This window comes from Burkholderia sp. AU38729 (assembly GCF_020419725.1).
Classification (GTDB): Bacteria; Pseudomonadota; Gammaproteobacteria; order Burkholderiales; family Burkholderiaceae; genus Burkholderia.
In genome coordinates this window covers 178,687-202,733 of record NZ_JAIZQO010000009.1, presented here as the reverse complement: position 1 = coordinate 202,733, position 24,047 = coordinate 178,687, and the positions used below count along the sequence as shown (strand labels likewise).

The 24,047-nt window shown below is 64.9% G+C and carries 21 protein-coding genes and 1 tRNA gene; 15 read left to right on the top strand and 7 right to left on the bottom strand.

Going from position 1 to position 24,047, the window contains the following annotated elements:
• The first annotated feature begins 301 nt into the window (after window positions 1–301).
• Entirely contained in the window at window positions 302–973 is a 672-nt protein-coding gene (gene plsY / locus LGM56_RS24025) for a glycerol-3-phosphate 1-O-acyltransferase PlsY (protein WP_226206933.1), read from the top strand.
• 448 nt (window positions 974–1,421) lie between these two features.
• On the opposite strand, the gene LGM56_RS24020 is transcribed toward plsY, so the two are convergent.
• Together LGM56_RS24020 and LGM56_RS24015 are read right to left on the bottom strand one after the other, a co-directional pair.
• Window positions 1,422–3,044, bottom strand: a complete 1,623-nt coding sequence (locus LGM56_RS24020; RefSeq protein ID WP_226206932.1) for an NAD(P)/FAD-dependent oxidoreductase — start codon at window positions 3,042–3,044, stop codon at window positions 1,422–1,424.
• Between the two features lie 312 nt (window positions 3,045–3,356).
• Complete coding sequence (locus tag LGM56_RS24015; protein WP_226206931.1) at window positions 3,357–4,160, bottom strand: inositol monophosphatase family protein; 804 nt, start codon at window positions 4,158–4,160, stop codon at window positions 3,357–3,359.
• Between the two features lie 280 nt (window positions 4,161–4,440).
• On the opposite strand from LGM56_RS24015, the gene LGM56_RS24010 reads away from it, so the two are divergent.
• Both LGM56_RS24010 and cysE read left to right on the top strand, forming a co-directional pair.
• Window positions 4,441–5,265 (top strand): RNA methyltransferase, encoded by an 825-nt coding sequence (locus LGM56_RS24010; protein WP_226206930.1) that lies wholly within the window; start codon window positions 4,441–4,443, stop codon window positions 5,263–5,265.
• A 265-nt stretch (window positions 5,266–5,530) separates the two neighbouring features.
• On the top strand, window positions 5,531–6,334 hold the full coding sequence (gene cysE / locus LGM56_RS24005; protein WP_089425733.1) for a serine O-acetyltransferase: 804 nt from the start codon (window positions 5,531–5,533) through the stop codon (window positions 6,332–6,334).
• A gap of 48 nt (window positions 6,335–6,382) precedes the next feature.
• On the opposite strand, the gene LGM56_RS24000 is transcribed toward cysE, so the two are convergent.
• The 4 genes from LGM56_RS24000 to LGM56_RS23985 all read right to left on the bottom strand — a co-directional run bounded on the left by LGM56_RS24000 (window position 6,383) and on the right by LGM56_RS23985 (window position 9,130).
• Complete coding sequence (locus tag LGM56_RS24000) at window positions 6,383–7,183, bottom strand: UDP-2,3-diacylglucosamine diphosphatase (protein ID WP_226206929.1); 801 nt, start codon at window positions 7,181–7,183, stop codon at window positions 6,383–6,385.
• A gap of 23 nt (window positions 7,184–7,206) precedes the next feature.
• Window positions 7,207–7,698 carry a peptidylprolyl isomerase gene (locus LGM56_RS23995; RefSeq protein WP_006478428.1) on the bottom strand — a complete coding sequence of 164 codons (492 nt, stop codon included), beginning with the start codon at window positions 7,696–7,698 and terminating at the stop codon, window positions 7,207–7,209.
• An 88-nt stretch (window positions 7,699–7,786) separates the two neighbouring features.
• Window positions 7,787–8,368: a peptidylprolyl isomerase gene (locus LGM56_RS23990; protein ID WP_011352517.1), complete on the bottom strand. Its 582-nt coding sequence runs from the start codon at window positions 8,366–8,368 to the stop codon at window positions 7,787–7,789.
• Between the two features lie 39 nt (window positions 8,369–8,407).
• Window positions 8,408–9,130 carry a tetratricopeptide repeat protein gene (locus tag LGM56_RS23985; RefSeq protein ID WP_179254818.1) on the bottom strand — a complete coding sequence of 241 codons (723 nt, stop codon included), beginning with the start codon at window positions 9,128–9,130 and terminating at the stop codon, window positions 8,408–8,410.
• A gap of 234 nt (window positions 9,131–9,364) precedes the next feature.
• On the opposite strand from LGM56_RS23985, the gene cysS reads away from it, so the two are divergent.
• From cysS to cyoD, 11 genes are all read left to right on the top strand, one after another.
• On the top strand, window positions 9,365–10,762 hold the full coding sequence (cysS, locus tag LGM56_RS23980) for a cysteine--tRNA ligase (RefSeq protein ID WP_069248324.1): 1,398 nt from the start codon (window positions 9,365–9,367) through the stop codon (window positions 10,760–10,762).
• 43 nt (window positions 10,763–10,805) lie between these two features.
• Window positions 10,806–11,633 carry a DNA-3-methyladenine glycosylase family protein gene (locus tag LGM56_RS23975; RefSeq protein WP_089425730.1) on the top strand — a complete coding sequence of 276 codons (828 nt, stop codon included), beginning with the start codon at window positions 10,806–10,808 and terminating at the stop codon, window positions 11,631–11,633.
• Between the two features lie 103 nt (window positions 11,634–11,736).
• The gene (locus LGM56_RS23970; protein ID WP_226206928.1) at window positions 11,737–12,708 is read left to right on the top strand and encodes an acetyl-CoA carboxylase carboxyltransferase subunit alpha; all 972 of its coding nucleotides are present in this window, start codon (window positions 11,737–11,739) and stop codon (window positions 12,706–12,708) included.
• A gap of 46 nt (window positions 12,709–12,754) precedes the next feature.
• Window positions 12,755–14,176, top strand: a complete 1,422-nt coding sequence (gene tilS / locus LGM56_RS23965; RefSeq protein WP_226206927.1) for a tRNA lysidine(34) synthetase TilS — start codon at window positions 12,755–12,757, stop codon at window positions 14,174–14,176.
• Window positions 14,177–14,519: 343 nt separating this feature from the next.
• Entirely contained in the window at window positions 14,520–15,773 is a 1,254-nt protein-coding gene (locus LGM56_RS23960; protein WP_039364692.1) for an aspartate kinase, read from the top strand.
• Window positions 15,774–15,883: 110 nt separating this feature from the next.
• Window positions 15,884–15,977 (top strand) — tRNA-Ser (locus LGM56_RS23955).
• Between the two features lie 1,122 nt (window positions 15,978–17,099).
• Complete coding sequence (locus LGM56_RS23950) at window positions 17,100–18,629, top strand: complex I subunit 4 family protein (protein WP_226206926.1); 1,530 nt, start codon at window positions 17,100–17,102, stop codon at window positions 18,627–18,629.
• A gap of 276 nt (window positions 18,630–18,905) precedes the next feature.
• On the top strand, window positions 18,906–19,793 hold the full coding sequence (gene cyoA / locus LGM56_RS23945; protein ID WP_089495135.1) for a ubiquinol oxidase subunit II: 888 nt from the start codon (window positions 18,906–18,908) through the stop codon (window positions 19,791–19,793).
• Window positions 19,794–19,796: 3 nt separating this feature from the next.
• Window positions 19,797–21,803 carry a cytochrome o ubiquinol oxidase subunit I gene (gene cyoB, locus LGM56_RS23940; RefSeq protein WP_226206925.1) on the top strand — a complete coding sequence of 669 codons (2,007 nt, stop codon included), beginning with the start codon at window positions 19,797–19,799 and terminating at the stop codon, window positions 21,801–21,803.
• Window positions 21,803–22,411: a cytochrome o ubiquinol oxidase subunit III gene (gene cyoC, locus LGM56_RS23935; RefSeq protein WP_089440477.1), complete on the top strand. Its 609-nt coding sequence runs from the start codon at window positions 21,803–21,805 to the stop codon at window positions 22,409–22,411. Before cyoB ends, cyoC begins: the two co-directional genes overlap by 1 nt.
• Window positions 22,412–22,744: a cytochrome o ubiquinol oxidase subunit IV gene (gene cyoD / locus LGM56_RS23930; protein ID WP_009692722.1), complete on the top strand. Its 333-nt coding sequence runs from the start codon at window positions 22,412–22,414 to the stop codon at window positions 22,742–22,744.
• A 108-nt stretch (window positions 22,745–22,852) separates the two neighbouring features.
• Here the strand turns inward: cyoD and LGM56_RS23925 are convergent, their stop codons facing one another.
• A complete protein-coding gene (locus LGM56_RS23925; RefSeq protein ID WP_039342572.1) occupies window positions 22,853–23,152 on the bottom strand; it encodes a DUF4148 domain-containing protein in 300 nt (99 codons plus the stop codon).
• A 216-nt stretch (window positions 23,153–23,368) separates the two neighbouring features.
• On the opposite strand from LGM56_RS23925, the gene LGM56_RS23920 reads away from it, so the two are divergent.
• The gene (locus tag LGM56_RS23920; protein WP_069248317.1) at window positions 23,369–24,043 is read left to right on the top strand and encodes a response regulator transcription factor; all 675 of its coding nucleotides are present in this window, start codon (window positions 23,369–23,371) and stop codon (window positions 24,041–24,043) included.
• Window positions 24,044–24,047 lie beyond the last annotated feature (4 nt).

Here is a 24,047-nt window from a genome sequence, read left to right as displayed (position 1 = left end):
GCGGAGCCCCGACGGCGGCCATGAGCCTCGGTCGCCGTCTCATCCGCGATGCGCGGCGGCTTCCCAATTGATGTCGACGCACAGGACCTGCATGCTGGCCGCGACCGGCGCGGCGACCGCTCGAAGTTCGCCGTTCGGCCAGTTGCTGGAGATCACGTCCGGCGGTTGCCGGCCACAACCGGTCATTGGATCAATGCCTGTAGATCGGCGACAATCTGGTCATCTGAAGCGACGGCGATCGTACGATTGACCCATGCGTTTGAGGTAACTCAGGTTCGATTTCGGCAGAGAGGAGTTCTACATGGCAGCTTTGATTGGTTACAGCGCCTTGATTGGGGTGATCGCCTATCTGTGCGGCTCAATTCCGACGGGTTATTGGCTGGGAAAGCTGCTAAGAGGGATTGATATCCGAGACCATGGCTCCAAGTCTACCGGAGCAACGAATGTCCTGCGGACGTTGGGCAAGCTCCCGGCTTTGGTGGTGCTGCTAATCGATGTGCTGAAGGGCGTTGCGGCTGTTGCCTTTGCCCGCTGGCTCTATTCACAGCCTGCGTTGATAGTCGCGGCACCAGCCTCTGTTGATTTGGGTGTCTGGCTCCCGTGGATAATCACGGTCGCGGCGCTGATAGCGATGCTGGGACACGGCCGATCGATTTGGATTCAGTTTACGGGCGGCAAATCTGCAGCAACGGGGTTGGGCGTACTGCTGGCAATGTCTTGGCAGGTAGGGGTAGGCGTTGCAATCAGCTTTGGTATCGTTTTGGCGGTGTCGCGGATCGTATCGCTGAGTTCAATTTCAGCGGCAGTGGCGGCGATCGTACTCATGGTAATCTTTCATCAGCCAGCCGCCTATTTGCTGATGGCGATTGCAGGGGCAACCTATTTGATTTTGCGTCACAAAGCAAATATTCAGCGGCTCCTGTCTGGCAAAGAACCCCGACTTGGGCAATCGCAGTCACGCGTTAAATCATAAGTACCGATCCAGAGCATTCCAGCGGATGGATACCAGTGTCTGCATTCACGATAAGCTCCTGAATGTCTGCTTTGGAGAGATGTGGCCGGCCGCTTCGGGTCGGAAGCGGACGATTCTCAAAAGGGCGAGCGTAGGTCTTGGCGTAGGTTTGTACGCAGAGCCTTGTCAGATAAGGCGCAGGTACTGCTGCATCATCGGAGTATGGCCGGCGAAGGCGTCGGGCGACAGCGTGGTCATAAGTCAGGCGTGAAGTTGTTGCTTTGGTTGCCCGAGTTTACCAGTGGCTTTGGCATGCACGTGCGAAGTTCGCCATTCGGCCAGGTTGCCGGAGATTGCGCGACCGGCGCCGGTCGTTCTCACGCCGCTGTCCGACCGCGCTTCCGGCCGGCCATGCGAAAGTCGGCGCCGCTCAGGTCGAGAACCTTCGCGCGTCGACTCGTTTCGTGCATCAGGCCGCTTGCCCCGACGTCATGCTGAGCGCCACCGCCTGCGCGACTTCGATCCCGTCGATGGCCGCCGAATAGATGCCACCCGCATACCCCGCGCCTTCACCCGCCGGATACAGCCCCTCGACGTTCATGCTCTGGTAATCGTCCTTGCGTCGAATCCGGATCGGCGACGAAGTGCGCGTCTCGACACCGGTGAGCACCGCATCGTGCATCGCGAAGCCGGCGATCTTCTTGTCGATCTCGGGGAGGGCTTCGCGGATCGCTTCGATCACGTAGTCCGGCAGCGCGGTGCTGAGATCGGTCGGGTTCACGCCCGGCTTGTACGACGGCTCCACGGAGCCGAGCGACGTCGACGGCCGGCCGGCGATGAAATCGCCGACTAGCTGCCCCGGCGCACGGTAATCGCCGCCGCCGAGTTCGAACGCGCGCTCTTCCCATTTGCGCTGGAACGCGATACCCGCCAGCGGGCCGCCGGGATAGTCGTCCGGCGTGATGCCGACGACGATGCCCGCATTCGCGTTGCGCTCGGCCCGCGAATACTGGCTCATGCCGTTGGTGACCACGCGGCCCGGCTCGGAGGTCGCCGCGACCACCGTGCCGCCCGGGCACATGCAGAAGCTGTAGACCGCGCGGCCATTGCTGCAGTGGTGGACCACCTTGTAGTCGGCCGCGCCGAGCTGCTTGTGGCCCGCGAACTTGCCGAAGCGGCTGCGATCGATCAGCCCCTGCGGATGTTCGATACGGAAGCCGAGCGAGAACGGCTTGGCTTCGATATAGACGCCGCGATCGTGCAGCATCTGGAAGGTGTCGCGCGCGCTGTGGCCCACGGCCAGCACCACGTGATCGCACCGCAGCGTTTCGCCGTTCGAGAGCTTCAGCGAGCGCACCTTGCCCTGATCGATCTCGATATCGTCGACTCGCGTTTCGAAACGCACTTCACCACCCAGTTCGTGGATGGACGCGCGCATCTTTTCCACCATGCTGACGAGGCGGAACGTGCCGATGTGCGGCCGGCTCAGATACAGGATGTCGTCCGGCGCACCGGCCTTGACGAACTCGTCCAGCACCTTGCGGCCATAGTGGTTCGGATCCTTGATCTGGCTGTACAGCTTGCCGTCGGAGAACGTCCCGGCCCCGCCTTCGCCGAACTGCACGTTGGACTCGGGGTTGAGCACGCTCTTGCGCCACAGGCCGAAGGTGTCCTTGGTGCGCTCGCGCACGGCCTTGCCGCGTTCGAGGATGATCGGGCGGAAACCCATCTGCGCGAGGATCAGCCCCGCGAACAGGCCGCACGGCCCCATGCCGATCACGACCGGGCGCAGGAAATTGCCGTGCTCGGGCGCCTTCGTGACGAAGTGGTACGCCATGTCGGGCGTCACGCCGCAATGCGGCTTGCCGGCGAGGCGCTTGATCGCGGCTGCTTCGTCCGTGACTTCGACATCGACGATATACGTGAGCTTGATGTCGGCGCGCTTGCGCGCATCGTGCGCACGGCGGAACACGGTGTAACGGAGGAGCCCGTCCGCGGCCACGCCAAGCTCCGCGAGGCGCGCGCGAATCGCGGCCTCGAGCGCGCTCTCGGGGTGGTCGAGGGGGAGTTTAATTTCGCTTAGCCGTAACATGGGAACTCGGATGCGATTGCCACGGCGTCGTGGCGGTGTTGATACGGTCGGGGGCCGGCTGGCCGGCGGTGTTGTCCGCCGTGCGGGCATGCCGGACGCAAACCCATCATTGTCATTGCGGGAAGGCCGTGCAAGCGGCAGTACGCTGAACGGCCCGTACAACTCAGGCAACTTCAGGATAGGCGCACGAAGCGACCCTTGTGCGGGAAGATTGTCCCGCCTCCCGGCAACCGGGAGGCGAATGGCGCGCCGTCATGACGATGCCCGCGAGCGGAAAGCGCGAAAGCCGCGCCGTGCAGGCGCGGCCGGGGCTTACTCCGCCGCCGGACGCACGTGCGTGTAACCCTTCAGGATCGGGATCATCTGCGCGTAGATCTTCGGATTCGCGGCGACGATTTCATGGCGATGCAGGAAATCGGCGTCGCCCGTGTAGTTGCCGACGAGGCCGCCGGCCTCGGTGATCAGCAGGCTGCCCGCTGCCATGTCCCACACGTTGATGCCCTGTTCGAAGAACGCGTCGAGGCGGCCGGCCGCGACGTTCGCGAGATCGAGTGCGGCCGCGCCCGGACGGCGCAGGCCCGTGCAGGCCTGCGTCATTTCGGTGAAGAGGCGCGCGTAGGCATCGAGGCCGTCCTTTTCGCGGAACGGGAAGCCCGTGCCGACCAGCGCGTCCGACAGGCGGTCGCGGCGGCCGACGCGGATGCGGCGGTCGTTCAGGTACGCGCCGCGGCCGCGGGTGGCCGTGAACAGGTCGTTCTTGTTCGGGTCGTAGACGACAGCCTGCGTGACGACGCCCTTGTGCTCGAGCGCGATCGATACGCAGTAGTACGGGAAACCGTGGATGAAGTTGGTCGTGCCGTCGAGCGGATCGATGATCCACTTGAATTCGGATTCGTTCTCCGACTCGCCCGATTCTTCCGCGAGGATCGCGTGATCGGGGTAGGCGGTCTTCAGCGTCTCGATGATCGCGTCTTCGGCGGCCTTGTCCACTTCGGTGACGAAGTCGTTCTGCTGCTTCTTGCGGATCTCGATCAGGTCGAGATCGAGGGACGCGCGATTGATGATCTGTCCGGCGCGGCGCGCAGCCTTGACAGCAATGTTGAGCATGGGATGCATGAGCCTGGATCCTGTAGCTGGCGGCACGGGCCGCCACGAAGTGGAACAACCGCCCGGCACGGCGCAAGCGTGGCAGGCGAGATGAGACGCGAATTGACAAAGAACGGGGTACGACCCGCGTCGCACGGAGTGCGGCGCGTAAAGGCATGATTTTACCCGATTTTTGGCGGTTTCAGGCGACCGGCGTACGGGGAAACCCCCACTATCCGTCCGGACGAGTGGGTTTGCCGTGGCGATGGCGATACCATACGGCCATTCTGATGAACCGAGTCGTATCGTAGTGGAAACCCCGCAGATCACCGCCGCGCCGTCCGAGCCGGGCGCGGCCTCGTCCCAGCCGCCGTCCGGCGGCTTCACGTCCACCCGTTTCGTGCTCGTCGAGCCGAGCCATCCCGGCAATGTCGGGGCGGCCGCCCGCGCGCTGAAGACGATGGGCTTCTCGCGTCTCGTGCTGGTCGCGCCCCGCATGCCGCACGTGCAGAGCGATCCCGAGGCGATCGCGATGGCCAGCGGCGCGGACGACGTCCTCGCGTCCGCGCATGTCGTGCCGACGCTCGGCGACGCGCTGTCCGGTGTTCACTGGTCGATCGCGCTGACTGCGCGCACGCGCGAATACGGGCCGCCGCGCCTGGCGCCGCGTGCCGCCGCCGCGCAGGCGTGCGCGCAGGTCGGCACGGGCGACATCGCGCTCGTGTTCGGCAACGAGCGCACGGGCCTCGCGAACGAGCATGTCGAGCAGTGCAGCGCGCTGGCGCACATCCCGGCGAACCCGGCCTACAGTTCGCTGAATCTTGCACAGGCCGTGCAGGTGCTTGCGTACGAGCTGCGTGTCGCGTTTCTCGAGCAGGCGAGCGAGCCGTCGGCGCAACCGTCGGCCGAAGCCGGCACGCTTGCGCAGAGCGACGAGATCGAGCGGATGTACGTGCACCTCGAGAACGCGCTGATCGCGCTCGATTTCCTCGATCCGCGCAACCCGAAGAAGCTGATGCCGCGGCTGCGGCGCCTGTTCGCGCGCACGGGCCTCGAGCGTGAGGAGGTCAACATCCTGCGCGGCGTCGCGAAGCACATCCTGCTGAAATCGGGCAAGCCCGACGGCGACGCGTAAGCGGTCGGCGCACGGGGGGGGGCGGATGTCTCGGCGCGCGGGGCAACCACCCGTCGGCAGGTGCCGGGTCGGTTGCCGAAAGGGGCCGAGCACGCCAATTGGCCGACCACCCCCCAAACCCAGTAACAGCAAGCGTTCCGCCGGAATACCCGCGCCGGCGGAGGGGGGAACTGGCGAGCGCGTGCGGCCGTTCGTGACTCGCCCTACAATCGCCGAACGTCATAAGCAAATTACCCGGCGCGATAACGGCCGGTCGTTGCCGGCGATGCGCGCCGGCCTTTTCCCAGACCACATCATGTTCACGAGACTGCGCGAAGACGTTGCAACGATTCGCGAGCGGGATCCCGCCGCTCGCAGTGCATGGGAAGTGCTGACCTGTTATCCGGGGTTGCATGCGCTCGTGCTGCATCGTTTCGCACACGCATGCTGGCGCGCGAAGCGCTACTGGCTCGCGCGTTTCGCGTCGCAGGCCGGCCGGTTCCTGACGGGGATCGAGATTCACCCCGGCGCGACGATTGGCCGGCGCGTGTTCATCGATCACGGGATGGGCGTCGTGATCGGCGAGACGGCGATCGTCGGCGACGACTGCACGATCTACCAGGGCGTGACGCTGGGCGGCACGTCGCTCACGCGCGGCGCCAAGCGCCACCCGACGCTCGAGGCCGGCGTGATCGTCGGCGCGGGCGCGAAGGTGCTCGGCGGCTTCACGGTCGGCGCGGGGGCGAAGATCGGTTCGAACGCGGTCGTCGTGAAGCCGGTGCCGGCTGGCGGCACGGCGGTCGGCAATCCGGCGCGCGTCGTGATGCCGGCGCAGCCGAAGCCGCAGCCCGAGCGCGCGGCGTTCTGCGCATACGGGATCACGCCGAATGCCGACGATCCGATGTCACTCGCGATTCACGGGCTGATCGATCACGCGGCGAAGGAAAGCCGCCGCGTCGACGAGATCGTCGCGGCGCTCGAGCGGCTCGGCACGCATCTGGAAACACTGCAGGGCGCCGACGCGGCGCGCCTCGATCTGCGCCGGCTGTCGGCCGTGCTGGAAGGGAAGTCGGTCGAGCGTCAGGCGTAATTCAATGGATGCCCGCTGCTGCCGGTGGGTGCGACGGCAGCAGCGGTGTCAGTCGAGCGGCATCGCGTGGATGCCTTCCGCGTCGACGCGCAGGTAGCCGCCGCGCGGCTTGCCGTGGTCGAGATCCCAGTCGGGCAACACCCAGCGGATGCCAGCCGGTTCCATGTGCCGGGCGGGGCGGTGCGTATGGCCGTGAATGATCACGCTTGCGCGGCTTTTCCGGAACAGCGCGGCCACGCCTTCACGCGTGACATCGTAGATCGCCGAAGCAGGGCGCATCCGGCCCGCTTCGCTGTTCGAGCGCATGCGCTGCGCGAGCGCACGGCGCCAACGGAACGGCCAGGCGAGAAACAGCCATTGCGCAGCGCGGTTGCGGGCTAAGCGACGGAATACCTGGTAGCCGCGGTCGGCCGTGCATTGCGCGTCGCCATGTGCGAGCACGATGCGCTGGCCGAACGCCATGATCAGCGAAGGATCGGGCAGCAGCATCGCGCCGGCTGCCTTCATGAAGCGCCGGCCGAGCAGGAAATCGCGGTTGCCGTGCATCACGTAGAGCGCAATGCCGCGCTCCGAGAACGTGTGCATCAGCGCGGCCATGCGGGCTGCGAACGGATCGTCGTCGAGGATGTCGTCGCCGATCCAGTACTCGAACAGGTCGCCGAGGATGAACACCGAGTCGGCGCTGTCGGCGGTGTATTTCACGAAATGCTCGAACGCGGCGACCGTCTTCGGAATCGCTTCGCTCAGGTGCAGATCGGAGAGAAACAGGAACGGGCGTGCGGCTTGCGCGTATTCGCGCTCGCCCGGCACGCCCGCGGAGACGCTTCGCGGCGGACTCTCCTGCAACATCGAAGTGCCTCCGTAACTGCGCGTCAGACCACGACGGCCTTCTCGATCACGACGTCGTCAGTCGGCACGTCCTGGTGGAAACCAGCGTTGCCCGTCTTGACGCCCTTGATCTTGTCGACCACGTCCTGGCCTTCGACGACCTTGCCGAACACCGCGTAGCCCCAGCCTTGCGGCGTCGGCGACGAGTGGTTCAGGAAGTCGTTGTCGTTCACGTTGATGAAGAACTGGGCGGTCGCCGAGTGCGGATCGTTGGTGCGCGCCATCGCGACCGTGTAGTTGTCGTTCTTCAGGCCGTTGTTCGCCTCGTTGTCGATCGGCGCGTCGGTCGGCTTCTGCTTCAGGCCCGGCTCGAAGCCGCCGCCCTGGATCATGAAGCCGTTGATCACGCGATGGAACACGGTGCCGTCGTAGTGGCCCTTCTTCACGTAGTTCAGGAAGTTCTCGACCGTCTTCGGTGCCTTCGCGGCGTCGAGCTCGAGCTTGATCACGCCGTGGTTCGTATGCAGTTCAACCATGATGAATTCCTTCGGTGAGGCGGTTTAAATGGCACGCGGCCGGTCGTGCGACGCGGCCGCGTGAGGCGCCGGACGTGCCGGCAGGTTCTTACTTCGAGACGATGCTGGCCGATTCGATCACGATCGGTTGCGCGGGCACGTCCTGCATCGGGCCGCGCGAGGTCGTCGCGACGCCTTCGATCTTCTTCACGACGTCGAGACCCGACACGACCTTGCCGAACACCGCGTAGCCGTTGCCGTCCGGGTTCGGGTAGTCGAGGCCGCTGTTGTCGACCGTGTTGATGAAGAACTGCGCGGTGGCCGAGTTCGGATCGCTCGTGCGTGCCATCGCGATCGTGCCCGTCAGGTTCTTCAGACCATTGCGGCTCTCCAGCGGGATCGGCGCGCGGGTCGGCTTCTCCTCGAAGTTGGTCTTGTAGCCGCCGCCCTGGATCATGAAGCCCTTGATCACGCGATGGAAGATCGTGCCGTTGTACTGGCCGGCCTTCACGTAATCGAGGAAGTTGGCGACGGACTTCGGCGCCTTCTCCGGGTAGAGCTCGACGCGGATGTCGCCCTGCGAGGTCTTCAGCTGCACGACGGGGTGCGCGGTAGCCGATTGCGCGAACGCAGGTGCGGTCGCGGTCGCGAGAAGGGCGGCGCCGCCAAGCGCCAGCAACAGACGTTTCATTGCGATCCTCAGGTTGGGAGGGAAAGAAGGCCGCGCCGCTTATTTCGACGGCGCGACGTACGGCGCCGCCAGTGCGCCTGACGGACCGCTGAACTGGAACGTCGGCGACATCGGCAGCGTGGTGGTGCTCACGTTCGCGGCAGCGCGGTCGGAGTAGTCGCGCGTGGCCGGTGCGGCTGCGCGGGCATTCGGCGCGGCCTTCGGCGGCGACACGATCTTCTGGAGATCGGCAAGGCGCTGCGCGGTCGCGCCGCTCGTGCGGCCGAGCGATTGCGCGCGCTTGTACGACTCGGCCGCGAGGCGCAGGTAGAGATCGCCGAGGTTCTCGTACGCGAGCGAGTAGCCCGGGTTCGATTGCGTCGCCGTGACGAGCGCGGTGCGCGCTTCGTCGTAGCGGCCATGCTTCGCGTAAAGCGCCGCAAGGTTGTTGTACGGCTCGGGCAGTTCGGGGTACGCCTGCGTGATCGCGACGAACTGCTGGATCGCGTCGTCATCGCGGTTCAGGCGGGCCAGCACGGTGCCGCGCTTGAACTGCGCCTGCACGTCGTGCGGATTCGATGCGATGCGCGCGTCGAGCTGCGCGAGCGCCTGCTTCCACTGCTTGCCGGCGATCGACGCGTCGATTTCGGGCGTGCCGTCGGCGGTGGCCGGGGCCTTCTGCGCATGCGCCGCGGGAGCCGCGAAAAGCGTCAGCGCGACGCCCATGACGGTGGTCGCAACGAGGGTCGCAGCGCTCTGCGCGCGGCCGCGATGAGGTTTCATAGGCGTAAATCGGAATGTTATACTCCGAGCCATTCTAACAAAACGTCTGCGCGTTCCGGCGAGCGTCAGACAGTCTTTCTTTGCCTCTCGTGGCCGTCACCGCTGTGCTTGCAGCCTGACCGCCCCATGTGATATCGAGGACGCTCGGCCTGGTGCCGCAGCAGATGGTCCGTCCGTTTCGCATGCTGGGCGAGCTTCGCCAGGGCGGTTTCCTTCGGCTCACGGTTCATCTCTATGGAATCACTGCGCATCTACAACACGCTCGCGCGTGACAAGCAAGTCTTCGTGCCGCGCCAGGCTGGCGAAGTGCGGATGTACGTATGCGGAATCACCGTATACGACTATTGTCACGTGGGCCACGCGCGCATGCTGGTCGTGTTCGACCTCGTCCAGCGCTGGTTGCGTGCGATCGGTTACCGGGTCACGTATGTGCGCAACATTACCGACATCGACGACAAGATCATCCGCCGCGCGGTCGAGAACGGCGAGACGATCAAGTCGCTGACCGACCGGTTCATCGGCGCGATGCACGACGATGAAAGCGCGCTCGGTATCCAGCGGCCCGACATCGAGCCGCGCGCGACCGAGTTCATCCCGCAGATGCTCGGCATGATCGAGACGCTCGAGACGAACGGCTACGCGTACCAGGCGACCGACGGCGACGTCAATTACTCGGTGCGCAAGTTCGCGAACTACGGGAAGCTGTCGGGCAAGTCGCTCGACGACCTGCGCGCGGGCGAGCGCGTCGCCGCGAACGACGCGAAGGAGGATCCGCTCGATTTCGTGCTGTGGAAACGCGCGAAGCCGGAAGATCCGGAAGGCACGTCGTGGGCGTCGAAGTACGGGATGGGGCGCCCGGGCTGGCACATCGAGTGCTCGGCGATGGGCTGCACGCTGCTCGGCGAGCATTTCGACATCCACGGTGGCGGGCAGGATCTGCAATTCCCGCACCACGAGAACGAGATCGCGCAGAGCGAAGGCGCGACCGGCCAGACGTTCGTCAATTACTGGATGCACAACGGCTTCGTGCAGGTCGACAACGAGAAGATGTCGAAATCGCTCGGCAACTTCTTCACGATCCGCGAAGTGCTCGAACGCTACGATGCGGAAGTCATGCGCTTCTTCATCGTGCGCACGCACTACCGTTCGCCGCTCAATTACAGCGACGTGCATCTCGACGATGCGCGCGCGTCGCTCACGCGTCTCTATACCGCGCTGAAAGATGTTGAAGCCGACACGCTCGCGCTCGACTGGAACGAGCCGCACGCGCAGCGATTCGCCGCCGCGATGAACGACGACTTCAACACGCCGGTCGCGGTGGCGACGCTGTTCGAGCTGGCGGGCGAGGTGAATCGCACGGGCGACGCATCGCTCGCGCGGCAACTGAAACAGCTGGCGGGCCTGCTCGGCCTGCTGGGCCGCGAGCCGCGCGCGTTCCTGCAGCAGGCGTCCGGCGCCGCGCAGGCGGGCGGGCTCGCCGCCGACGAGATCGAAGCGAAGATCGCCGCGCGTGTCGCGGCGAAGCAAGCGAAGGACTATGCCGAAGCGGACCGGATCCGGGCGGAACTGCTCGAGACCGGTATCGCACTTGAAGACAAACCGGGCGGATCGACCGAATGGCGTCGCGTATGAGCGCGGTGCGTTCCACTGACCGATCCGTCAGGTAGGAGGCAAGATGGCAACGGCCAGAAAAGCGCCGGTCAGGCGCGCGACCCCGGTCGCCGCGCGTCCGGCAGCCAAGCGCGTGCCGCCGGCGAAGACGGACGCGACGCGCGCCGTGCCGAACGGCGCGCTCAACGGTCACGCGCAGCCGGCGGCGGTACCGCCGGCCGCCGACGCGGCCCGCAAGGCCCGTGCGTCCGAAGCGGACGGCGAGGAGGTGGTCGTGCGTCCTGCTTACTGGGACAAGGCATGCGCCGACCTCGTCAAGCGCGACCGGATCCTGAAGAAACTGATTCCGAAGTTCGGTCCCGCACACCTCGTGAAGCGCGGCGACCCGTTCGTCACGCTCGCGCGCTCGGTCGTCGGCCAGCAGATTTCGGTGCCGTCCGCGCAGTCGCTGTGGGCGCGCATCGGGGATGCCTGTCCGAAACTCGCGCCGCAGCCGGTGATCCGGCTCGGCGCGGACAAGCTGATCGCGTGCGGGCTGTCGAAGCGCAAGACGGAATACATCCTCGATCTCGCGCAGCATTTCGTGTCGGGCGCGCTGCATGTCGACAAATGGACGTCGATGGACGACGAGGACGTGATCGCGGAACTCACGCAGATCCGCGGCATCAGCCGCTGGACGGCCGAGATGTTCCTGATCTTCAACCTGTCGCGGCCGGACGTCCTGCCGCTCGACGACCCGGGCCTGATCCGCGCGATCAGCGTCAATTACTTCAGCGGGGAACCCGTCACGCGCAGCGAGGCGCGCGAGGTTGCCGCCAACTGGGAACCGTGGCGCACCGTCGCGACCTGGTATATGTGGCGCAGCCTCGATGCGCCCGACGCCGACGCCTGAGTGGCGGCTATCGGGTTTTAAACATCAATAGTTGAGAGCCGGTTTTGAGCGTCGCCCGCGCGGGTAGAATACGCGCTGCCGCAAGACCCAAGGATTCGAACACATGAAGACCACGTTTCTGGATTTCGAACAGCCGATCGCCGAACTCGAGGCCAAGATCGAAGAGCTGCGATTCGTGCAGGACGACTCGGCTGTCGACATTTCGGAAGAAATCGAGCGGTTGTCGAAGAAAAGCCAGCAACTGACGAAAGACCTCTACGCGAACCTGTCGCCGTGGCAGGTCTCGCAGATCGCGCGGCATCCGCAGCGTCCGTACACGCTCGATTACGTTGCGGAACTGTTTACCGATTTTCACGAGCTGCACGGCGACCGCGCATTCGCGGACGACGTGTCGATCGTCGGCGGGCTCGCGCGCTTCGGCGGCCATCCGTGCATGGTGATCGGTCACCAGAAGGGCCGTGACACGAAGGAGCGCGCCGCGCGCAACTTCGGGATGCCGCGTCCGGAAGGCTATCGCAAGGCCGAACGCCTGATGCGTCTCGCCGAGAAGTTCGGTCTGCCGATCTTCACGTTCGTCGACACGCCGGGCGCATACCCGGGCATCGGCGCGGAAGAGCGCGGCCAGTCGGAGGCGATCGGCCGCAACCTTTACGTGATGGCCGAGCTGAAGACGCCGATCATCACGACGGTGATCGGCGAGGGCGGTTCGGGCGGCGCGCTCGCGATCGCGGTGGCCGACACGGTGATGATGCTGCAATTCTCGACCTACTCGGTGATCTCGCCGGAAGGCTGCGCGTCGATCCTGTGGAAGAGCGCCGCGAAGGCGCCGGAAGCAGCCGAAGCGCTGGGTCTGACCGCGCACCGCCTGAAGGCGCTCGGCCTGATCGACAAGATCATCAACGAGCCGCTCGGCGGCGCGCATCGCGACCCGAAGGGCATGGCTGCGCTGCTGCGCCGTGCACTGGCCGATTCGCTGCGCCAGTTCCAGGGGATGAGCATCGATGCGCTGCGCGAGCGTCGCTTCGAGCGCCTGTTGGCCTACGGCAAGTTCAAGGAAACCACGCCGGGCGCATGACCGGCTGCGTCCTTCAATCGCGCGCCGCTGCGCGCGCGTTCCCCTCGTGATTCCGCCCACCGAATTCTCCGCCGATCGCGTCGTTCTCGACGCGGTCGGCGTTGCGCTTTCCGGCATGCCGCCCGATGCACGCATCGCAATCGCGTATAGCGGCGGCCTCGACTCGACGGTGCTGCTCGATGCGGCCGTGCGCGTCGCGGGCGCGTCGCGCTGTGTCGCGCTGCACGTGCATCACGGGCTCAGTGCGAATGCCGACGCGTGGGTGGCGCATGCCGAGGCAAGCGCCGCAGGGCTCGGTGTCGCGTTCGAATCGATGCGCGTCGACGTGCCGCGCGACAGCGGCCTCGGTGTCGAGGCAACGGCGCGCGAGCGGCGCTACGCGGCGCTCGACGAGATGTGCGAACGCCACGGCGCGGCCGCGCTGTGGCTCGCGCAGCATGCGGACGACCAGGCCGAGACGGTGTTGCTGCAGTTGTTGCGCGGCGCGGGGATCGCGGGGCTTGCCGCCATGGCGCCGCGTTACCGCCCTGACGGCGTGAGCGTCGAGCGGGTGCGCCCGCTGCTGCGACTGTTGCGTGCGCAACTCGAGCGCTATGCGACGCAGCGCGACCTGGCATGGATCGACGACGAATCGAACAACGACACGCGATACGCGCGCAATGCGCTGCGCATCGACGTGCTGCCGGCGCTGGCCGTGCATTTCCCGGGCTTTCGCGACGCGCTCGGCCGTGCGGCCCAGCATGCGGCGGCTGCGCAGCGACTGCTCGACGATCTGGCCGAACTCGACTTCGCCGTTGCCGCGCGCGATGACGGGCAGGCACTGTCGCGCGACGCATTGGTCGCGTTCGACGACACGCGCGGCGCGAACCTGCTGCGCTTCTGGATGCGCCGGCTCGGTTTGCCGGGTGCGTCGGCTGCCCGGCTCGCCAACATGATGCGGCAGTTGCGTGCCACGCATGTCGCCCATGCGCTGCGCGTCGATCACGCGGGGCAATGCCTGCGCCTGTATCGCGATGTCGTCTACTGGGAAGCGGGCGACAGCAGCGAACCGGCCGATGACGGCACCGGGAGCCCGCACCCGGACGCGATGCTCGCGTGGGACGGGCAGGACGTCTGGCACCTGCCGGGGTGGCGCGGCACGTTCGTATTCGCGCCGGCCGATGCGGGAAGCGCCGACGCGGTGCCGGAGGCGCTGCTGCGCGGCGCGCGGCTGGCGGCGCGTGCCCGCGCGGGCGGTGAGCGGATGCGCACGTCGCCGGGCGGCCCGGGCCGTACGCTGAAGAACCTGTTCCAGGAGCGTGGCGTGCCGGCCTGGCAGCGCGACGTGCCGCTGCTGTTCGCTGGCGATTTGCTGATCTTCGTGCCGCGCCTCGGCGTGAATCGCGATGCCGGCTTGTCCGGCGGCGGGGCGCCCGGTGATGGCGCGTGGCGCCGGATCGAGTGGCGTCCCGACTTGCTGATCGCATAGCGGCGGCGGCCCGCCTGACGGCGCGATGGCACGCGCATTTTCACCATTTGGTAAACAGCGCCGGAACGGCCCCGGACGCCGCGCGCGGCTTGTCAAGCGGGCCTCTATCGGGTACGCTCGGTCGTTTGCTCGGCTCGATTTTTGAGCGATTTGTGCAGGTTTTCCGCGTGACGTACCCGGTTTGCGCGGCCTGATCGGCCTTCCGGGCAAAATCCGTCACGCTTGCGTGTTGCGTCCCAGCCGTCCCCCTCGTCGTCCGTCCACAGCCACAAGCCGCGTGACCGAACGGCTACGCGGCCTGCCCAGCGCGCCCGTGCGGTTTCTCCTCCAGTTCAGAACGACAATGGCACTCATCGTACACAAATACGGCGGCACTTCGATGGGCTCGGTCGAGCGCATCAAGAACGTCGCGAAACGCGTCGCAAAATGGCATCAGGCCGGGCACCAGATGGTGGTCGTGCCGTCGGCGATGTCCGGCGAAACCAACCGTCTGCTCGGTCTTGCGAAAGAGATTTCGAGCCAGCCGAGCCCGCGCGAGCTCGACATGATCGCGTCGACCGGCGAGCAGGTCAGCGTCGGCCTGCTGTCGATCGCGCTGCAGGAAATCGGCGTCGAGGCCGTGAGCTACGCCGGCTGGCAAGTGCCGATCAAGACGGACAGCGCGTTCACGAAGGCGCGCATTCACTCGATCGACGACGAACGCGTGAAGGCCGATCTGAATGCAGGCAAGGTCGTGATCATCACGGGCTTCCAGGGCGTCGATCCGGACGGCCACATCACGACGCTGGGCCGTGGCGGCTCGGATACGTCGGCGGTGGCGGTCGCGGCTGCGCTGGGTGCCGAAGAGTGCCTGATTTATACGGACGTCGATGGCGTCTACACGACCGATCCGCGCGTTGTCGAAGAGGCGCGACGCCTCGATCGCGTGACGTTCGAGGAAATGCTGGAAATGGCCAGCCTCGGCTCGAAGGTCCTGCAGATCCGCTCGGTCGAATTCGCCGGCAAATACCAGGTGAAGACGCGTGTGCTGTCGAGCCTGACCGATCCGCTGATTGCGCTCGACGAAGAAATGCGCTCGGGCACCCTGATTACTTTTGAAGAAGACGAGACCATGGAAAAGGCAGTCATTTCCGGCATCGCGTTCCAGCGCGACGAAGCACGCATTGCTGTGATGGGCGTGCCCGACAAGCCGGGCATCGCGTATCAGATCCTCGGCCCGGTCGCGGATGCGAACGTCGACGTCGACATGATCATCCAGAACCAGAGCGTCCAGGGCAAGACCGACTTCACGTTCACGGTCGGCCGCGGCGACTACCAGAAGGCGATGGACATCCTCACCAATCAGGTGAAGGGCCACGTGAGCGCCGAGCACGTGCAGGGCGACCCGAAGGTGTCGAAGGTGTCGGTCGTCGGCGTCGGCATGCGTTCGCACGTGGGCGTCGCGAGCAAGATGTTCCGCACGCTGTCGGAAGAGGGCATCAACATCCAGATGATCTCGACGTCCGAAATCAAGATTTCGGTGCTGATCGACGAGAAATACATGGAGCTGGCCGTCCGCGCGCTGCACAAGGCATTCGAACTCGACCAGGCATCGTGAATTTTTCGTGATGCATTGAAGAAAATGCATCACGGAAATTGACGCGCGGTTCGAAACCCTATATTATTTCGTTCTCGTCGCACTGCCTCCCTGGTGCGAGCGAAAGTTTGGGAGACGTGGCCGAGAGGTCGAAGGCACTCCCCTGCTAAGGGAGCATCTGGGCCAAAACCTGGATCGAGGGTTCGAATCCCTCCGTCTCCGCCAAAAGCGGTGACAAAGCCCCGCAAGTTCTCGGACTTGCGGGGCTTTTTCTTTTTCGGGCGCCGCGGAGCGCCTGGTGCGGGATGTGGCTGGGATTCATTCGCCGGTGGATTCGGGCGGGGCTGGCGGTGTTCGATGCGTGTTTGGCTTGGGTTGAGCATCGCGACATGTCGCTTGTCGTTTGACGCAATTCAAGGTGTCGCTTTCAGCAAGCCCGCATCCCGTTCTGACCATCCTCGCTCATCGCCCGTCGACGGATTTGTCGGCAACCACGCGCCGTTACGCACGGCCAACAGAGCTAGCGGCATATGCTAGTCGACAGCATGCACGTGTATCGCAGGCGTCAGCAGATCATGCGCAGGTACCCGACGATCATCGCGCAGCGTGTCGCGATGGAGCAGGGCAACGTTGCCGCTCGTGCTAGATCCGTTCCTTGCGTTCGACACGCACGCCGCGCCGCAGGATGTCGCGCATAACCACGATGCGCGCGTCACAGCGCCCGCATCGAAGTCGGCGCAGCCCGCCGCGAGCGGCATGATCGACGCTAGCCGATGCCGCGCGCGGAAGCCGCTTCTTCCAATTTCCTCCGCAACACGACCGTCATCACGCGATGAAGATGCACATGCGGGCCGCCTGAGTCATCGGCGATCGCGCTCGGGAACATGAAGGCGAGGTGAGGGCAACCATTCCCTCGACTTGCGTCGAGCAAGGCTGAGTGAAATAACAATGAAAGGTATCTTGTAAGCATTGAGAGCCGCTCATGCGCTACCTTGGCGACCGTCAATTATTTCGCTCAGACCCTTTGAAATAGGTCACCTGCGTCAAAAATGCGGCACTGCGTCGATTTTCGCGATCGACCTGATCGGGCAATACAAAAAATTACACATAAAAATCATGAGCATAGAGCTGCGATGAAAATCAATGCTCTGCTGCGCTGCAGAAAATAATCAATCGCCTTATGCTGGTTAACCCGATCGCATTTGAGCGGCGTCAAGTTTTCCGGTGATGCCGCTTTACATTTTGCCAACGCTGGCGATTCACGAAATCTACCTGTCGATTTGATTTCGTTCCTTTCGTCTCGCCTGTCCCCGATGCAGTGCGCGACTTCATCAAGGCCTTGTTGACATGCATGATTTCCCCTTCCTGAGCCTGGCCATCTGGGCTCCGATCCTGTTCGGCGCGTGCTTGCTGCGCGCCGGTTCCGACCATCATCCGCGCCGTACGCGGCTGATCGCGCTCGTCGGCGCGCTGGTGGGGCTTGCGGCGGTCGTGCCGCTGGTTGCCGGTTTCGACGCGCACTCGGCCGCGATGCAGTTCGTCGAAAGCCGCAACTGGCTGGCGGCATTCAATTCCGGATGGCGGGTCGGCATCGACGGCGCGTCGCTGTGGCTCGTCGTGCTGACCGCGTTCACGACGCTCGTGGTGGTGGTGGCGTCGTGGGAGTCGGTCGCGGTGCGCGTCGCGCAGTACTACGCGTCGTTCCTGATCCTGTCGGGGCTGATGGTCGGCGTGTTCGTCGCACAGGACGGGCTGCTGTTCTTCATCTTCTTCGAGGCGACGCTGATCCCGCTTTACCTGCTGATCGGCACGTGGGGGCGCGAGCGTCGCGTGTACGCGGCCGTGAAGTTCTTCTTCATCTCGTTCGCCGGCTCGCTGCTGCTGCTGATGGCGATGCTGTACCTGTACGCGCAGTCGCATACGTTCGACATGGCCGTATGGCGCACGCTGCAGCTCGGCTTCGCGCCGCAGTTGCTGGTGTTCCTCGGCTTCTTCGCCGCCTTCGCGGTCAAGGTGCCGATGTGGCCGGTCCACACGTGGCTGAGCGACGTCTACACCGACGGCCCGACCGGCGCCGCGCTGATGCTCGCGATGCTCAAGCTCGGCGGCTACGGGTTCCTGCGCTTCGCGCTGCCGGTCACGCCCGATGCGAGCCACTTCTTCGCGCCGGCCGTGATCGCGCTGTCGCTGTTCGCGATCGTCTACGCGAGCCTGATCGCGCTCGCGCAGACCGATCTCGGCAAGCTGCTCGCGTATTCGACGGTCGCGCACATGGGGATCGTCACGCTCGGGCTGTTCCTGTTCAACCGGATCGGCGTCGAAGGCGCGATTGTCCAGCTCGTGTCGTACGGCTTCGTCGCGGGCGCGATGCTGTTGTGCGTAAACGTGCTCGTCGATCGCACGAAGCAGCGCGAGATTGCCGCTTACGGCGGCGTCGCGGGCGTGATGCCGCGCTTCGCGACCTTCACGGTGCTGTTCGCGATGGCCAACGTCGGCCTGCCGGGCACGTCGGGCTTCGTCGGCGAGTTCATGGTCATCATGGGCGCGATCCGCTTCAACTTCTGGATCGGCGCAATCGCGGCGCTGACGCTGATCCTCAGCGCGTCGTACACGCTGTGGATGCTCAAGCGCGTCGTGTTCGGCAAGGTCGCGAGCCAGCGGATCGCGAAGCTCGCCGACCTGAACCGTCGCGAGATCGTGATGTTCGCGTCGCTCGCACTCGTGGTGCTGGCGGTCGGCATCGATCCGAAGCCGTTCACCGACGCGATCGATCCGACCGTCGGACGCCTGATCGAAGACGCGAGTCATTCGAAGCTGCCGACAGGGGACGGCCCTGCGCAGCCGCAGCCGTCGTACATGGCATCGACGCGCGGCTGATCGCGGCACGTCGCACGGAGTGGGGTGCACCGCACGGCGGTGCGGTCGTTGCGCGCGCATCGATTCCGTCGCGATCCGGTGCACGCCGCGCCGGGCCGGCTTCCGGCTGCGTGAAATTGCCCCGCGACAATCTGTCTCACGGCAGTTTCTGCAATGATGATTTTCCGCATTAGCTGGTTTTTCATCGCACTCGCGCGACGTATGATTCGGCCACTTTCGTGGATCGAATGCGCATCGGGCATACGCAAACGGATTCAATGACCCTCGGGCTGTGTGATGAAAAGAAAAGCTTCAAAAGGCGGAGTGGCGCTGATGTCGATCGGCGCGGCTTTGAGCCTGTCAGGCTGTAATTTAGATGTACTAAATCCGAAAGGAAGCGTGGGCGCTGCCGAAAAGGCGCTGATCGCGACGTCCACCTGGGCGATGCTGATCGTCGTCGTGCCGGTGATCCTGCTCACGCTGTGGTTCGCGTGGCGTTACCGCGCGTCGAACCGCACCGCCACCTACGCGCCGAACTGGTCGCACTCGACCGCGATCGAGGTCGTGATCTGGACGGTGCCGACGCTGATCATCCTGTTCCTCGGCGTGCTCACGTGGAAGACCACGCACGAGCTCGACCCGTACAAGCCGCTTGAGTCGTCGGTGAAGCCGATCGACGTCGAGGTCGTCGCGCTCGACTGGAAGTGGCTGTTCATCTATCCGGAACTCGGCATCGCGTCGGTGAACCAGCTCGCGATTCCGGTCGGCACGCCGGTGAACTTCCGCATCACGTCGGATTCGGTGATGAACTCGTTTTTCATCCCGCAGCTCGGCGGCCAGGTTTACGCGATGGCCGGCATGCAGACGCGCCTGCACCTGATCGCCGACGAGCCCGGCAACTATGCGGGCACGTCCGCCAACTTCAGCGGCCGCGGCTTCTCCGACATGAAGTTCCGCACGCTCGCCGAGCCGCGCGAACAGTTCGATGCATGGGTGCAGAAGGTGAAGGCGTCGCCGGACCGGCTCGACGCGACCGTGTACGGCACCGTCGCGCAGCCGAGCGAGAAGGCGCCCGTGCGCTACTTCTCGTCGGTCGATCCGCGGCTCTTCCACAACATCATCGCGAAATACAACGATGGCCACGTCCTCGACCTGAAGGACGCCGCCTGCGGCACGAAGGGGTAACGCATGTTCGGCAAACTCACACTCTCGGCGATCCCGTTCGATCAGCCCATCATCATGGGGGCCGGCGCCTTCATGGGGCTGGTCGTGCTGGGCATCCTCGCCGCGCTGACGATCACCGGCCGATGGAAATGGCTGTGGACGCAATGGCTGACCACGGTCGACCACAAGAAGCTCGGCGTGATGTACATCATCGTCGCGCTGATCATGCTGCTGCGCGGCTTCGCGGACGCGGTCATGATGCGCATGCAGCTCGCGCTCTCGTACAACGGGCCCGGCTACCTGCCGCCGCACCACTATGACCAGGTCTTCACGGCACACGGCGTGATCATGATCTTCTTCATGGCGATGGTGTTCATGGTCGGCCTGATGAACCTGATCGTGCCGCTGCAGATCGGCGCACGCGACGTCGCGTTCCCGTTCATCAACTCGCTGTCGTTCTGGATGACGGCCGTCAGCGCGATCCTGATCAACATCTCGCTCGTGATCGGCGAATTCGCACAGACGGGCTGGCTCGCGTATCCGCCGCTGTCGGAGCTGCAGTTCAGTCCGGGGGTAGGGGTCGACTACTACCTGTGGGCGCTGCAGATCTCGGGCGTCGGCACGCTGCTGACCGGCGTGAACTTCTTCGTGACGATCATCAAGATGCGCGCGCCGGGCATGACGCTGATGAAGATGCCGGTGTTCACGTGGACCGCGCTCTGCACGAACGTGCTGATCATGGCGTCGTTCCCGATCCTGACCGCGACGCTCGCGCTGCTCGGCCTCGACCGTTACCTCGGCATGCACTTCTTCACGAACGAAGCCGGCGGCAACGCGATGCTGTACCTGAACCTGATCTGGGCATGGGGTCACCCCGAGGTGTACATCCTGATCCTGCCGGCGTTCGGCATTTTCTCGGAAGTCATCTCGACGTTCGCGAAGAAGCCGCTGTTCGGCTACAAGACGATGGTGTACGCGACCTGCGCGATCATGGTGCTGTCGTTCCTCGTGTGGCTGCACCACTTCTTCACGATGGGCTCGGGTGCGAACGTGAACGCGTTCTTCGGCATCATGACGATGATCATCGCGATCCCGACCGGCGTGAAGGTGTTCAACTGGCTGTTCACGATGTACCGCGGCCGGATCGAATTCACGACGCCGGTGCTGTGGACGATCGGCTTCATGGTCACGTTCACGCTCGGCGGCATGACCGGCGTGATGATGGCAATTCCCGGCGCGGACTTCGTGCTGCACAACAGCCTGTTCCTGATCGCGCACTTCCACAACGTGATCATCGGCGGCGTGCTGTTCGGCTATCTCGCGGGCTTCAACTACTGGTTCCCGAAGGCGTTCGGCTTCAAGCTGAACGAGAAGCTCGGCAAGGCGGCGTTCTGGTTCTGGCAGATCGGTTTCTACGTGGCGTTCGTGCCGCTCTACGTGCTCGGCTTCATGGGCATGACGCGCCGGATCAACCATTACGACAACCCGGCCTGGCATCCGTGGCTGCTGGTCGCCGCATTCGGCGCCGTGCTGATCGCGATCGGCATTGCATGCCAGCTGCTGCAACTGGTGGTCAGCATCCGCAACCGCAACCTGCCCGAGTACCGCGACACGACGGGCGATCCGTGGGGCGGCCGCACGCTGGAGTGGGCGACCTCGTCGCCGCCGGCCGACTACAACTTCGCGGTGATCCCGCAAGTGCGCACGCTCGACGCGTATGCGGACATGAAGGCACACGGCGAAGGCCGGCCGAACCCGGCGGCGATTCGCGACATCCACATGCCGTCGAATACCTGCGCGGGCCTCGTGGTCGCGATCTTCAGCCTGGTGCTCGGCTTCGCGCTGGTGTGGCACATCTGGTGGATGGCGATCGGCGGGCTCGTCGGGATCGTCGCGACGCTCGTGATCTACAGCTCGCGCGACAACGACGGCTATTACATCCCCGCGTCGACGGTGCGGAAGATCGAAGACAAGCAGCCGACGAAGCGCGTGGCTGCGCGCGTCGACGACGTGGAACTGGAGGCCAACTGATGTTGCAGAAAACCTTGAGCGCAACCCTGCTCGAGCACGACGACCATCCGCCGTCGCATTCGGTGTTCGGGTTCTGGCTGTACCTGATGACCGACTGCGTGATCTTCGCGGCGCTGTTCGCGACGTTCGCGGTGCTCGGCCAGCAGTATGCGGGCGGGCCGACCGCGAAAGACCTGTTCGATATCCCGGGCGTCGCGGTGGAAACGGGCGCGCTGCTGCTGTCGAGCATCACGTACGGTTTCGCGATGCTCGCTGCGTACAAGCAGCGGCGCGGCGCGCTGCTCGCGTGGCTCGCGGTGACGTTCGTGCTCGGCGCGGCGTTTCTCGTGATGGAACTGCGCGAGTTCTCGCACCTGATCGCGGAGGGCGCAGGCCCGCAGCGCAGCGCGTTCCTGTCGGCGTTCTTCACGCTGGTCGGCACGCACGGGCTGCACGTGACGGCCGGCCTGCTGTGGATGATCGTGCTCGCCGGGCAGATCGTGTTGCGCGGCGGCGATCTGACCGATCGCGACCTGCGACGCCTGACGTGCCTGAGCCTCTTCTGGCACTTCCTCGACATCGTGTGGATCTGCGTGTTTTCCTTTGTCTATCTCGCGAGCGTGATCTAAATGGCCCATTCGCATTCGTCTCAACTCGAAGAAGGGCACGGCAGTGTCGGCGGCTACGTCGCCGGCTTCATCCTGTCGGTGCTGCTCACGGCCGCGTCGTTCGGCCTCGTGATGGGCGGCGTGCTGTCGCCGCACGCGTCGCTGGTCGCGCTGGCCGTGCTCGCGTTCGTGCAGATCGTCGTGCACCTCGTGTACTTCCTGCACATGAACGGCTCGTCGGGCCAGCGCTGGAACGTGATGGCGTTCAGCTACACGGTGCTGACCGCGGCGATCCTGATCGTCGGCACGCTGTGGGTGATGCACAACGTCAGCATGAACATGATGTCGCGCTGAGCGGCAGCCAGGCGCAGCGGTAGCAATCCATGCGCGTTCATGAAAAAAGGCGGCACTCGCGTGCCGCCTTTTTTGCTTTTCCCGGCCGTGTTGTGCCGGGTGGCAGGATCAGTGCCGGGCGCCCGCATCGGCGGTCAGCGCGTGCGTGCAGTCGGCGCGGTACTCGGCGGCGAGCCGATCTTTCGCACCATCGAGATCGTCGGGGTAATACGGGCTCGCATGCGCTGGCTCGTAGCCGACCTGTTCGAGTTCGGTCAGCTCGCGCACGAGGTCCGCATGCGTGACGTCGTGGCCGGTGTGGACGAACGGATACGCGTTGCATTCCTGCGGCGTCAGGTGCGGTGCCGCGAACGCGGCGGTGCTGGCGCATGCGAGCAGCATGCAGGCGACGGTAGTCGACAGTTTCATCCGGTAGCTCCTGGTTGCGCGGCCCGATGCCGCATGACGTCAGCGTAGGCCGCGTGCACGACGGGGCGGGCGACGCACGGATGAAACATGTTTCACCCGTGCGCCACGGCACCGGATGAAGCATTTTTCATGTAACGCCGGACGGCGATCGAGGCGGCTACGATAGTCGCGGGCGCATCGCGAGCGCCCGTCATGACGTTCATTGCGAGGGCAACCATGCGAGTACTGACGGTCGAGGATGATGCGGTGACCGCGAACGAAATCGTCGGCGAGCTGACCGCGCGCGGGTTCGAGGTCGACTGGATCGACAACGGCCGCGAAGGCATGCTGCGCGCGATGAGCGCATCGTACGACGCGATCACGCTCGACCGGATGCTGCCGGGCGCGGACGGCCTCGCGATCCTGACCGCGATGCGCACGGTCGGCATCGATACGCCGGTGCTGATGCTGAGCGCGCTCGGTGATGTCGACGAGCGCATCCGCGGGCTGCGCGCGGGCGGCGACGATTACCTGACGAAGCCGTTCGATTCCGGCGAGCTGAGTGCCCGCATCGAGGTGCTGCTGCGTCGCCGGCAGGCGTCGGGCGTGCCGCAGCAGACGCTGTTGAAGGTCGGCGCGCTCGAACTCGATCTCATTTCGCGATGCGCGCGTCGCGGGGCGGACGAGATTCCGCTGCTGCCGACCGAGTTCCGCGTGCTCGAATTCATGATGCGCAATGCAGGGCAGACGATCACGCGCACGATGCTGTTCGAGACCGTGTGGGGCTATCACTTCGATCCCGGCACCAACCTGATCGACGTCCACATGGGCCGGTTGCGCAAGAAGATCGATCCGCCCGGCGCGACCCCGATGATCCAGACGGTGCGCGGCTCGGGTTACATGCTCGCATGACGGA